Annotated in this window: 9 protein-coding genes; 7 read left to right on the top strand and 2 right to left on the bottom strand. The window is 58.7% G+C overall.

Annotated elements, in window-relative coordinates:
• Positions 1-37: 37 nt before the first annotated feature.
• Positions 38-4,123 carry an autotransporter outer membrane beta-barrel domain-containing protein gene (locus LG383_RS16230; RefSeq protein WP_225759668.1) on the bottom strand — a complete coding sequence of 1,362 codons (4,086 nt, stop codon included), beginning with the start codon at positions 4,121-4,123 and terminating at the stop codon, positions 38-40.
• Between the two features lie 387 nt (positions 4,124-4,510).
• On the opposite strand from LG383_RS16230, the gene LG383_RS16225 reads away from it, so the two are divergent.
• The 7 genes from LG383_RS16225 to LG383_RS16195 all read left to right on the top strand — a co-directional run bounded on the left by LG383_RS16225 (position 4,511) and on the right by LG383_RS16195 (position 11,982).
• Positions 4,511-5,074, top strand: coding sequence for a LuxR C-terminal-related transcriptional regulator (locus LG383_RS16225; RefSeq protein ID WP_166181486.1), 564 nt, complete (start codon positions 4,511-4,513; stop codon positions 5,072-5,074).
• A 109-nt stretch (positions 5,075-5,183) separates the two neighbouring features.
• Entirely contained in the window at positions 5,184-5,651 is a 468-nt protein-coding gene (locus tag LG383_RS16220; protein WP_225759667.1) for a MarR family winged helix-turn-helix transcriptional regulator, read from the top strand.
• Positions 5,651-6,718, top strand: a complete 1,068-nt coding sequence (locus LG383_RS16215) for an HlyD family secretion protein (RefSeq protein ID WP_166185067.1) — start codon at positions 5,651-5,653, stop codon at positions 6,716-6,718. The genes LG383_RS16220 and LG383_RS16215 overlap by 1 nt, the downstream gene beginning before the upstream one ends.
• Complete coding sequence (locus LG383_RS16210) at positions 6,708-7,775, top strand: DUF2955 domain-containing protein (protein WP_166181488.1); 1,068 nt, start codon at positions 6,708-6,710, stop codon at positions 7,773-7,775. Before LG383_RS16215 ends, LG383_RS16210 begins: the two co-directional genes overlap by 11 nt.
• A 69-nt stretch (positions 7,776-7,844) precedes the next feature.
• Positions 7,845-9,518 (top strand): hypothetical protein, encoded by a 1,674-nt coding sequence (locus LG383_RS16205; protein ID WP_225759666.1) that lies wholly within the window; start codon positions 7,845-7,847, stop codon positions 9,516-9,518.
• A 242-nt stretch (positions 9,519-9,760) separates the two neighbouring features.
• Complete coding sequence (locus LG383_RS16200; RefSeq protein WP_225759665.1) at positions 9,761-10,816, top strand: hypothetical protein; 1,056 nt, start codon at positions 9,761-9,763, stop codon at positions 10,814-10,816.
• On the top strand, positions 10,813-11,982 hold the full coding sequence (locus tag LG383_RS16195) for a glycoside hydrolase family 105 protein (protein WP_225759664.1): 1,170 nt from the start codon (positions 10,813-10,815) through the stop codon (positions 11,980-11,982). The genes LG383_RS16200 and LG383_RS16195 overlap by 4 nt, the downstream gene beginning before the upstream one ends.
• Here the strand turns inward: LG383_RS16195 and LG383_RS16190 are convergent.
• Positions 11,878-13,158, bottom strand: coding sequence for a DUF445 domain-containing protein (locus LG383_RS16190; RefSeq protein ID WP_166181492.1), 1,281 nt, complete (start codon positions 13,156-13,158; stop codon positions 11,878-11,880). The genes LG383_RS16195 and LG383_RS16190 overlap by 105 nt on opposite strands.
• Positions 13,159-13,211 lie beyond the last annotated feature (53 nt).

Below are 13,211 nucleotides of genomic sequence, written 5' to 3'. Positions count from 1 at the left end.
AAGAAAGCCGCATACTCACGTATGCGGCTTATTGGTTTTAGAAGGCGAGCGACCAGGTGGCGCTCATTGTCTGACTGGTGTCGTGCTGAGAGGCATTCACGTTATAGCCCACGCCGAAGGTCATCGTGCCTTTTTGCATTTTGACCCCCAACTGGCCGTTGAAGGCGGTATCGTCCATGATCTCTGCGCGGATGGTATCGCTGCCGCTGATGCCCACGGTGCGCAGGGTATTTTGACTCTCCCGGTCGCCGGTGACGGCAACCACGCCCGCATCGGCCTGAGTACTCATCTTCCAGCCGGAATCCAGCGCGAAGGTTTTAGCCACTTTTACCCCTACCGGGAACTGCCAGATGTTCTGGGTACCTTTATCGGTATGGAAGACGCGTTCATCCTGACCATTTTTGGTATCAAAGGCCTCGGTCGTGAGCTGGTTATAGCGCACGCCCGCATGAGGAATGATATCCAGCACGTCGGTTTCGATCAGGTACTCGCCCCGCACGCCCGCGCTGAACAGCATCCCGTCCACGTTCGCCTTCAGCTTATTGCCTGCTTCCATCCAGCCCGGCTGTTTCTGGTCAACATCGTTGCTGGTCTGGGTCAGGCTGACATCGCCCGTCAGGTTCCAGCGATCCTGGTTCCAGTTCTGGTACAGAGTAACGCCCCAGAAGCTGAAATCATTGTGGGTGGCGTTGACGTCGCCGCGTGAATCGCTGTCGCCATTACCGGCATGGAACGCCGCGCCGCTGCGCAGGGTGCCGTGTTCGGTCTGCCAGGCTTTATCTCCTCCCATCATCAGGCCATAGAATTTGCTGTTCTGGCCGTAGCTCAGGTTCCCGGCGTTCAGGTCGCTGCTGCGCGGGTTACCGTACAGAGTGTGAACCCAGACGCTGGCGTCGGTGTCCGCAGGTTGAAGAGCCAGGTTAGCAACGGAGTTACGCTCCAGGACGGCATCCACCGCCGCATTGCCCGCCGCCCAGGTGTTGTGCTGCACCCCGCCCGCGGTGGCGATCTGCGCCGCGCTGTTGACGGTTCTCACCACCTCATCCACGCTCGCCTGTGGCGTGTCGATGGCTACCGACAGATAACGCGCCCCCGCCTGGCTGGCAGAACGTGAGTTCTCCCCGCTGGCGATAAGCTGATCCAGCGCATGGGTGGTGACTACGCCCGGCAGAACGTCCTGTGCCGCGCGCGCCTTCGTGGTGACCAGCACCGCGCCGTCACGCTCCTCGGTGGTGGCCGTTAGCAGTTTGTTCAGCAGCAGGTTCTCATTCTGCCAGCCGTTTCCGGTGAGATTGACGTCGCTAAAGCCCCGGGCAACCGCGTAGGTCTGGTTGGCCTTCGCATCGGCAACGTAGAGTGCGGCGCTATCCGCCACGTTCAGGCTGCCGTCGGTCGCATTCAGCGCCGCCTGGCCGTTGGTCATCTCTTTGGTGTTAACCATCAGCAGAGAGTGGTCGGCAAAGTCGACAGTATTAAAGGCGGCGTCACGGTCGGCGGAGTTGCCGGTCAGAGAGCCGTCCACCCGCAGCCCGCCCTGGGAGGCGTTAAGGAATTGCGGGGTATGAACAGAGACCGCCGCCGTGATGGCGTTTTCACCCCAGGTTAAGCCGCTCTCAGCGAAACGGGCTTCTGCTGCGGTAGTAGTGGTATCCCCCAGTACCAGCAGGGCGTTCTGACCCACGGTCACGCGACCGTTGATCTCATTGCCGCCACTCGTCACGCGGGAGGCGTTAGCCAGCGTGCCGCCCTCGGTCCATGCCGGGTCGATAAACATCCGCGCACCCTGCAGATCCAAACGTTCTGCCATCAGCGTACCCGCAGCGGTGGCATCACCGACGGTGATCTGCGCATCCTGGCTGGCCGTAAGCTGCCCTGCCTGCAGGGAACCGTTCACCGCCAGCTGAGCGCTCTCCTGCAGCGCCATGTCGCTGTGCAGGGTGGCCTGCTGTTGCACGGTGACCAGGCCACTGCTGATAACGCCGGCCGCGGATCCGCCGGAGACCAGAGTATGGTCGCCTGCCACGATGTTCAGGGTGCCTTCCGAAGCCACGGTGACGGTACCGGTGAGGTGGCCGGTCACATCCTGCATCGCCGTGGTGCCTAAGTTCAGCGTTCCGTTATTGACCGCGACCGCAACAGGCGTATCCGGTGCGTCAGCCACGTCGAACAACGCGCCTGCGGCCCCGGTCAGGGTCAGGGTCTGGTTGCCGCCAATCGCCACTGACGGCTGGCCTTCACCTTCAAACCGCAGCTGTGCCGCGCCAAAGCCGTTACGCACGAATATGGCATCATCGGTGATCGCATCTTTCTCGCCGATGCTGAGCTGGTTTTTACTGGAGGTGACCTGGGTATTAGCCAGCACCGCCTGGGTCATGGCGGCGTCGATCACGCTGGCGGTGCCCGCCACATTATCCGCATTCTGCAGGGTGCCGAGCATCACCAGGCTGTTGCCTTCCGTCGCGCCCAGCAGGTCATTGACTGCCTTCACATAGTCCAGATGGTAGGTGTCATCGGTCAGGATCAGCGTGCTGTCGGTAAAGCTCATGCCCGCGCCGGTCTCGTTATAGCCTTCAGGCAGCAGGGAGGAGGCCGCCAGGTTGAACAGCTGGTCGGAACGGGTTTGCAGCTGGCTATGGTTGACCATGTTCAGCGACGCGCCGCTGCTCAGCGCCAGGGTATCGGCGATCAGTTTGGTGTTATCAAAGGTTAAATTACCGCTGCTCAGCTGCACCGGGGCGGTCACCGTGGTGCCGTTAACGGTCAGGGCGTTGCCCACGTTGGCGTCGGTAAAACCGTCGGTCAGGACCAGGTCGCCCGCAACGGCCAGCGTGCCAAAGTTGCTGAACTGCGTCCCGCCAAACTCAGGCATGTTCGTCAGGTGCAGGGTGCTTGCGTCGCCGCTGCCGTACAGCTGGCCCGCCACCTCAGTGTTATCCAGCCAGAGATCGGAGCGGAGTACCGTTGTGCCTTTCAGATTGACGTCCCCGGAGAGGGTGCTGTCGGTCAGATGCAGATCCACGCTGCCTTTGCCGGTGCTGGCGTCGATATTGCCCGTCAGCACGGAGCGGGTGATATCCATCGCTATCAGTGCGGCTTTGTTGGCAATCAGGTTGCCGTTAAGGGAGGAGTCTGCCAGCGAGGCGGTAATGCTGTCTGAGCCGGAAAGCACCGCATGGCCGACAATGTTGCTGTCGTTGTTGACGGTCAATTGGGTGGTTTTGCCATTGGACATGCTAATGGCGTTACCGTCTTTTTGGGTGGTTTTGGTGATGCTGGAATCCGTAACGGACAGCGTGTTAGTGCTGCCTGAACTGGCGAGCATTACCGAACCTGTTAGCTGGCTACGGTCGACCACAATCGCTTGTGTTTTGTTTTGCATGGCGGCGATATTTGTAATGTCTATCGCATTGGCCGATTTGGCATAGTTGCCGGTAGAATCGATGACACTGTTCTGGACCGTAATCGCGTTATTATTTTTGGTCATACTCAGCAAAATGCCGCCAGTCTGAATACGGCTGTCCTGCACGGTAATATCATGCTCACCCGCCCCGCCCGCGAAGATCCTCCCTTTAACCAGGCTGTTGTTCTGAATATCAATATCAGCATTACCGCTGTCGGCGGAGTCGAGATAAATGGCATTCCCGGCAAGATAGTCCTTAGCTGTCGGAGCCTTATCGATATCATAATGCCTCCCCTTCGTGGCCCCATTCAGGGTTGAAGCGTCAACGACGATATGGGTATGGGTTTGCGCACCCGAATTTCCCGCCTCGATGAAGTCCACCGCGGCATGATTGATCATCTCAACGTTGGCTGTTCCGCCCCGACTGACGTTGATGAAATAGTTGCTCAGATTCGCGCCATCGACGAGAATTTGCTGCGTATCCGAAGCGGTGCGGGAAGGGCCAGAAAAATAAATATTCTGCGCTTTTGCCGTGCTATCAATAGCCCCATCCTGGGTTGGTGCGGTGAAAGACCATAAAGTGGGATTTTCTTTTAATCCGCAGGTTCCTGTATATAACGTTTCCGCGCACGTATTTGCCAGTGCCGGTGACAAAAGAAAACTGCTGCCCAGAATCATACTCATACTGATAGCCAGTTGATTCAGGCGAAATGATTTATTCATAAGGTGTCCCTCTAATTACGTAATCATTTTATTTCGCGATGGCGAATATAAAAATGCATACACCGTTTAATCCTTCGTTACATTTCGCAGCATATCAAAAGAAAATAAAAACAAGGGGCAGATTGCTCTTCCATTGCCTGGAAAAATCTTAAGTGGTCGGATATCTCGCTGTAATAACAGCTTAATAATTACTTCAAATATCTTTTTATGTGAGCAATAGCACGAATTGCTGCTCATTGCTTAGGAATATTCCTACAATCACCGGAAAACTGTTAATTGAAAATAATTACATTCTCAAGGATTATGATTAAATCCACAGTGATGATAAGGATATGGGCAATGATTATAGTATTAACATCCTGTAGATACTTTCAGCAGGGCTTTAACATGCTGGTCGATCGGCTAATGATCGACGCGCCCTCATTTCAACGGGTGCTTTATCTTGATGACATTAAAAAAGCGACGAAAGAGGATCTTGCCCTGACCAAAGCCATTGTGGTGGATTATGGCGAGTCGGATATTAAAGTATTGAATGCGCTGCTGGACGTTAAAAACCGTTACGAGCAGAGCTATTTTATTTTTATTACCCGGGATGTGTGCTACGAAAGCACTATTGAAAATATTCTCATTAATACCATCGCCGATTACACCATCGACTGTAAAAGTGCGGTGCGAAAATTACACGCCTGTCTTACCCACCTTGCACAGGAAGATCAGCCGGTGACTATTTTTAAAAATGCCCGCTGGCATCATCTTGAAAAAGAGCAACGCTTAACCCGTATGGAGACCATGCTGTTGCCCTATATTGTGTCGGGGAAAAAGAATAAAGAAATTACCCGTTACCTGGACGTGACCGGAAAAACCGTCAGCCATCATCGACGCAATATTTATCGAAAATTCGCCGTGACCAATCTGACCGGCTTGTATAAGAAATTTGATCAGCGTGTTTGATCCCGGGAGGGGCCCGCACGCTTTCGCAATTCCTGCTCTTAACATCCTCGTTTCTTGATACTTACCCTGATAACTATTATCTTCTCAGCGTGTGAAGCGAGGTTCCCCCATGCGTGAAGAAGATCTGTTCTGCCGCAGGCCGATGGGCATGCGGATGGCAATGATTGTGCGTCAGTGGCGCGCGGTGATTGACGACGCCATTCTCGAGACCGGGTTAACCCAGTCGAGCTGGACGGTGATGATGCAGCTTGATCAACTGGGGGAGAACGTCTCGGTGAGCGAACTGGCGGAAGTGCAGGGCATTGAACTGCCGCCGCTGATGCGCACCCTTTCACAGCTGGAAAAGCAGGGCTATCTGCTGCGCACCACATCGCCTTATGACAAGCGCATCCGGCTGCTGACGCTCACACCCGAAGGGAACGCGGTGCTGAAAACGCTGACCCGGGTTATCGAAACGTTCCAGAAACGGGTATCGCAGAATATCGCCCCGGAGCATCTGGAGATTTTCAGCGCCACACTTAATCAAATCGCCTGCAATTTGCGGACAATCCGCGAAGAAGATAACAAGACCCAATAATCATGACCCCTGAACAAAAGTTTGCCCGCTGGGTAAGGGTAAGTATTGCCTCTTTCCTGCTGATGTTTGTCTATTTTATCGTCGCCGATATCTGGATCCCGCTGACGCCGGACGCCACGGTGATGCGCGTGGTCACGCCGGTGTCGGCGCGCGTCTCCGGCTATGTGGCAGCGGTGCATGTCCACAACAACAGCCAGGTGAAGAAGGGCGATCTGCTGTTTGAGCTCGACGCGACGCCGTTCCGTAATAAGGTCGAGGCCGCTGAGATTGCCCTGCAGCAGGCGCGTCTCGCCAATCAGCAGCTGGACGCGCAGATCGTGGCGACCCAGGCCAGCCTGAAAACCGCCCAGCTCACCGCCCGCAACGATAAAGTCACCTTCGATCGCTATCAGAAACTCAGCACCCTGCAGAATGTTTCCCAGGCGGATCTGGATAAGGTGCGTACCACCTGGCAGGGCAGCGAGCAGTCGGTGGCGAATCTGCAGGCCACCATCCATCAGCTGCGTATTGAGCGCGGCGAGCGGGATGAACAGCATAACGTATCCCTGCAAAAATACCGCAACGCGCTGGACGAGGCTCAACTCAACCTCGGCTGGACCAAAATCTACGCCGAGGCCGACGGCACGGTCAGCAACGTTCAGCTGAGCCCCGGCTTTTATGCTGCCTCCGGCTCGGCGGCGCTGGCGCTGGTAAACAACCAGAGCGATATCGTCGCCGATTTCCGCGAAAAGAGCCTGCGCCATACCCACCAGAACACCGACGCCGCGGTGGTGTTTGACGCCTTCCCGGGCCGCGTGTTCCGCGCCCACGTCACCAGCAGCGATGCCGGGATTTTAGCAGGTCAGGAGGCAGTCAACGGCCAGCTGTCGGAGCCGGAAACCTCCAACCGCTGGGTGCGTGACGCCCAACGGATGCGCATCCACGTAGCGCTGGACGATACCCTGCCGAAGCACCTCCCGACCGGGGCGCGCGCCACCGTGCAGCTCTACAACAGCGAAGGTCCGTTCGCCCGCTTCTTCTCCGGGATGCAGATCCACCTCGTCAGCCTGCTGCATTATGTCTATTAATACCCTCGCGCGGGTCTTTACCCCGCACGGCAACATCGTCTACACCGCCAACGACTTTCGCCAGACGCTGCGGATCGTGATTGCCGGGATGATTGCCCTGAGCGTGTCGAGCTTCTACAACACCAGTTACGGCGTCTTCTTCGTGATCTACCCGATCATGCTCCTGTCGCTGGTACCGGTGTTTAACCGCCACGTCGCTAAGCAGTTTGTGTTCAGTTCTGCGCTGAACTGTATCGAAATGGTGTTTATTATCGGGTATCTGGCGCAGTGGCCGGTAATTATGACCCTGGTGGTGTTTGGCCTCTACGTGATGCGTTTTCGCTTTATGAGCCAGGGGCCGCTGTTTCTGTTCGGCTCGATGGGGGTAGTGTGTCAGAGCACCATGCTCAACTTTATGAGCTATCCCACCACCAACTGGCACACGCTGCTGTTCTCCAACCTCGAAGCCAGCGTGATGGCGGTGTGCCTGAGCGCGCTGATGCACTACCTGCTGCCGGATGTCGAGCCGCGCACGCCGCCGCCGCGGCTGGAGAAAGACGCCGCCCGGGTGCGCCACGAGTCATTGCTCTCCGGCACCGTGGCGACGCTGATTTTTGTGGTGTTCCAGATAAGCGATCTCAGCGATTCCCTCTCGGCGCTGATGGCGGGAGTACTGATCCTCTTCCCGATGCACTACCGCGGGGCGGTGATGAGCTCCCTGTGGCGCGTGGTCGGGGTGGTGCTCGGCTGCCTCTACATTCTGGTGGTGCAGCTGGTGCTGTACGATCATAGCAGCCATATGCTGCTGATGATGCCCCTGATTGGCCTCGGGCTGGCGTTTGGCGCCCGCCTGCACGTGATGGAGAAGGTGGGGGCCGGGGTCGGTTTTGCCAGTATCACCACCATCGGCATCATGTTCGGCCAGAACATGCACCCGGACGGCGACCTGGTGTTCAGCGACCTCTACCGCATCGTCTCGGTGACGGTGGCGCTGGTGGCGACCCTGACCATGGTGTTCATTATGCATCTGATCCTTAACTGCTTTGCGCCGACGCGCTACGTGATCCGCAATCCGTAGCACACATCTTTCCCGCGTTCTGTGCTATCACTGTCGGTCGATTAACTGGCCGACAAAAGGGATGACGATATGTGGCAGACGCGGGCGCTGGAGCTGAATAATCAGGCGTACTGGAACTGGGACAAGGCCTGCGAGCTGGTTGACTGGGCCGTGGCGCATGATTTTAATACGGTGGTTGTCGGGCAGGTGGATCTGTTCGACAAACTGGTCTCCCCGAAAGGCTACACGCCGCATCTCGACAACGACCGTCTCTCCAGCCAGCAGCGTGCCCGCTGCGTCTACCTCAACCGCCTGGGGCTGCTGTGTCAGCAAAAGGGGCTGCGTTTTTACCTGCAGGCCAAAGAGTTCAGCTTCCCCACCGAGCTGCTGCTGGCGCACCCGCATCTGTTTGAGCCGGGCCAGGGCGTGCGGCTCGACGTCGATTTCTGGTGCGGATATCTGACCCGTAAAATCGCCCTGATCTGCCAGCGCATTCCGGCTCTCAGCGGCCTGCTGGTGGCGATCTCCAGCACCGATGGCCTGCTGCCGGTGTCCCGCCCCAACTGGGAGTTGCAGGCGGAGGGTGAGGTCAATCCGGCACAGCGCGATGAACGCGCTCTGGCGATCTACAGCCGCTGCTTCAATGCCATGACCCGCACCATGCAGGCTGAGAACAAGCACCTGGTGCTGCGGGTGTTCCCGGCAGGCAACCACGATCTCAACAACGTGCTGGAGGCGATTCGCCCCCTGCCACAGAGCGTCAGTGTCTCGATCAAACTCACCCCGGAACGTTTCTGGCCCTCGTTTCCCAATAACCCGGCGCTGCTGGCGGTGCAGGAGCGGGAGGTGTGGGCGGATATCGATCTGGTGGGGGAGGAAGTCGGCTGGGGTGTACTTCCCTGGCTGCGCATCGACGAACTGCAGGGCCGCCTGCTGTGGTGCCGCTCGAACCCGGCGATCCGCGGCGTGGTGTGCAAAACCAGCTGGGAGGGGGTCGATAACCACTGGGTGATGGGCACCCTGAGCGAGTGCAATCTGGTGGCCTGTAGTCGGATAGTCACCAGCGATGGCCGTCATCTCAGCGTGGCGCAGCTGCTGAGCGACTGGCTGGATGAGCGCTACGGCTGGCGCCCGGATGGCGAGACTTTTGACACCTTCCGATCCCTGCTGGAGCAGGCGGGGCAGGTGCTGTACGGCGCCCTCTACGTGCGCGATCACGTGTTCCATCGCCACAGCCAGGTGCCGGAGAGCTACAGCCAGGCGGTGTGGAGTCTCTACGGCCAGCTCAACCGCAACCACTGGCTGCCGGGATCGGAGCGCGATATTTTCTTCAGCGCCAGCGACGTGGAAACCTCTTCCGCGTCGCTGTCGCGCATTGCCCGCGAGAAGGATGACGCCCGGGATGCCTCAGAGGCGTTGCAGGAACAGGCCCTGCGCTTTGCCGACACCGCCGCGTTCCCCTGGGCGCTGAAACGCCGCTGGCTGGAGGAGTGGCAGGGCTTTGCACTCTACTGCCATCTGTTTGTTCACGCCCAGAAAGCCTTCTTTACCCTGCGCTTTGCCCGGGAAGTGGAGAACAGCTGGAGCATGCGCGAGATCTGCCAGATCAACATTCAGGAGCTGTATCGCAGCGCCGCCGAGCTGGACGATTTCTGCCTGAAACATGCCGATGCCTCCCCCGGCCTGCACGTGTTGTTCGATGCCTCCCGCGTGCGATCTCTGGCGGACAGCCTGAGCGACGAGCTAAAAGCGCTGAAGGGCTAGTTTGTGTGATGCGTATCACGTCGGTGGGGTTGGCTTATAAAACCGGCGTGATTTTTCTCATCTTTTTCTCTCTCCATCCGCGGCGGAATGCGATCCGCATCACGCTCCGCCTCCCCGTCGCGGCCAGTTTGTGAGTTGCCGGGCAGTTCCCGCTAATCCCCGCCTCCCGCTGCTCGCGGCAGATATCGAATCTGCTGATGATAGCGGCGCAATGTATTCGTTTTGCGAGAGATGAGGAAGATATGTCCCAGGGTGACTGGCAGTTAGCACAGGGCGACGCGCTCACGCGTTTTCTGGTTTCAGCCGCAAAAGCAGAGCGCTTTGCCGAGTTTTATACCGGTGAAACGGACGATCCTGCCCGTGAGGTGGGGCCGGATGCGGTGTCGTTTTGCCGCCGTGTGTTTCTACAGACGCACGCCCGGCGGCATGTCGATCCCGCCCAGGCGCTACCGTGCCGGGAAGCCGTTGTTGGGGTCGATAACACCGTCGCTTTTTCGGGGTTTCGCCCGCAGGCCTACCATCTGCAGCGCTGGCTGAGGGTGGATCTGTTCGCGCCTTATCGCGGGATTTTTACCTTTCGTGTGGCGACCTGCGGCGGGGTATGGATCTGGAATGGCGGCGAGCTGCTGGCGTGCTTCACCCCTTTTACCCGCAACAGATTGCAGCATACCGACGTTCAGCTGGCGCTGAACGCGGGCCGAAACAGCCTGCTGATCCATCTCGATGAGCTCTTCGAGCGCGAGACACTTTTTGCCCTGCAGATGATCTATCTCGACGAACCCATGCTCGGCGTCGCGCTGCCGGAGGCGTGTCCGCCGATCGCGCCGCCAGCGGTTTGCGAGCCAGCCCAGGACGACAGCGCCCGCCGTCTGCTGACCCTGATGGCGCAGCGCGAGTATGGTCCGGAACTCGACGCCCTGCTGCTGCGCACCCTGAAGTGCGTCAGCGGCCGGGAAGAGGAGTCGGTGTTCGCACTGCTGGCGCTGCTCTCCCTCTGGCATCGCCACCGGGGGGAGTACTTCCCCCGGATGCTGTGGCGGCGAGTGAAATCCACGGTGCTGGGCTATCGCTACTGGCACGACGAACGGGGCTGCGATGTGATGGCGTTCTGGGGGGATGAGAAGGTGCTCGCTTTCCAGACCGCGCAGTATCTGGCGGGGCAGCTGTTCCCGGAGGCGCTGTTTATCGCCTCGGGCCGCCGGGGGCATCAACAGCAGCGCCTGGCGCTGATGCGCGCGGCCGATGCCCGGGTGCTACGGGCGCAGGCAGAGGCATACCTTACAGGGACGAAAGCATGAACAAAGAACAGCAGATGAAGACTCTGGATCGCGTGGTGCGCGGGTTTTGTCGCCTGAAAAATCTCGATGAGGTGGGCGTCGGGAACGGATTCGCCATCAACTTCGAAGAGTGGGAGTGGGAGATTGGCGTTGGGCTGTATGGCTTCTGGCGCTTTGCGGAGCATCAGCAGGATGCCGTTCTGCAGCAGTCGATCCTCGCCTGGTACGAGGGGCAAATTACCAGAGGGCTGCCGGAGATACAGATCAACACCACCGCGCCGATGATCGCCCTGGCGCTGGTGGCCGGACATCATCAGCGCCAGGATCTGCTGGAGACGGTCAGCGACTGGGCTGACGCCCTGCAGCGCGATCTGCCCAAAACGGAAGAGGGCGGGTTCCAGCACGTGGTGAAAGAGCAGCCCAACACCGGCCAGCTGTGGGATGACACCCTGTTTATGACCTGCCTGTTCCTCGGCGTGGCGGGCATTGTGTTGAAGCGTCAGGATCTGATCGACGAGGCCAGCTACCAGTTTCTGCTCCACACCCGCTACCTCAGCGATCCGGTCAGCGGCCTGTGGTATCACGGCTGGACTTTTGTCGATAAGCACCACTTTGCCGGGGCGTTCTGGGCGCGGGGTAATGCGTGGATCACCGTCGCCATTCCGGAGTTCATCGCGCTGATGGGCGAGCATCTGGATGCCAGCGTGCGTCGCTATTTGTCGCAGGTGGTGTCGCGGCAGGTGCGCAGTCTGTGCGAACTGCAGGCGGAGAACGGCATGTGGCACACGGTGCTCGACGATCCGCTTTCGCCCCAGGAGTCCTCCGCCACGGCGGGCATCGCCTGGGGCATGCTGCGCGGGATACGGATGGGGATGCTGGATGCGTCCGTCAGCGCGCATGCCCTGCGCGCCTTCGAGGCGGTGATGGCGCGTATCGACGACGAGGGCATCGTGCTGGAAGCCTCGCGCGGCACTATGCTGGGCTGGGATATTCAGTACTACTGCGATATCGCCATGGCCCCGGTGCCCTATGCCCAGGCGTTAACCATCCTGCTGCTGCTGGAGTACGAGCAGGGCGGCTGGCTATCGGCCGATCAGAGGCAGGACCTCGGGCAGTTGCGAGAGCAGGAACAGAATCAGCCCGATGGTGCCGCCCACCAGGGTGCCGTTGACGCGGATAAACTGTAAGTCTTTGCCGATGTTGAGCTCAATCTGCCGGGACATATCTTTGGCATCCCAGCCTTTGACCGTATCGCTGATATGGCGGGTCAGGAACGCGGCAAACTCCGGCGCCACGCGATGGGCAGCCTGCTCGAGGTGTTCGTTCAGCGAGGCGCGCAGGTTGGTATCCGCCACCAGGGTTTCACCAAACCACAGCCCGGCGTTGGCGAGGCGCTGCTTGACGCGGGAGTCGTCGCTCTGCATGTCAGCCTTCAGCCACTGGCGCAGGTCGGCCCACATCTCACCCAGATAACGGTTAAAGGCCTCGTCGTTCTTCAGATATTCTTTGATGTTCTCCGCTTTAGCCGCGGTTTCAGGATCGTTTTTCAGGTTTTCCACCAGCTTCAGCACCGCGCGATCGAAGGCCTGACGGATCTGGTGGGTGCGGTCATGGCTGACGTCATCCAGGATGGCATTCACCGCATTAGAGACCAGCTCGGCGCTCTGATCCCCCAGCCACTCGGTGGGCAAGATCATCGCCTTGCGCGGGTGTTCGGTCTTCAACCAGTGGACGATTTGCGCGGCGATAAAGTCGCGGGTGGTGTCGCGCTGCAGGAGCGTAATCAGACGATTAATCACCGCGTCCAGCAGCACCTGATGACGGTTATTTTTGGTCATGCTCTCCAGCATCGCGGCGCTGGTTTCGCTGAAATCGACCTTATCCAGCGCCTTGTGTACCGCCCGCTTGAGCATGCGCTGAATGCGCCCGTCGTCGGTCAGCTCAAGGAAGCCGCTCATCACCTGCATGATGTGCTGCCCGACGCGCTGGGCGTTATCCGGCTGGCTGAACCAGTTGCCGATCAGCAGTGCTGGTTCATGTTTGCGAATCAGCGCCACCAGCGACTGGGTATCCAGAAATTTCTCCTGCACGAACTGGCCGAGATTATCGCCAATCCGGTCTTTATTACGCGGGATAATCGCCGTATGACGCGAAATAAACGGGATCGGCACCCGACGAAACAGGGCCACCACGGCAAACCAGTCAGCGAGAGCACCGACCATCGCCGCTTCGGCAATGGCCTTCACCCCCCGCACCCAGAAGGTCTGCGGCAGGAAGAGGGTGGCGATAAAGGTCGCGGCGGCAATCAGCAGCAGCGACAGCGCCAGGAGCTTGGCGCGTTTGAGTTCAGCGAGTTTTTCCATAGGGTTAAGGATAGAGGGAAGCGGCGAGAAGATGCAAAATAGTTCTGTTTGTT

The sequence above is a fragment of the Leclercia sp. Marseille-Q4284 genome (assembly GCF_916618945.1).
GTDB classification, from domain to species: Bacteria; Pseudomonadota; Gammaproteobacteria; order Enterobacterales; family Enterobacteriaceae; genus Enterobacter; species Enterobacter tamurae.
The sequence above is the reverse complement of the archived record's forward strand: the minus strand, read 5'-3'. Positions and strand labels throughout refer to the sequence as shown.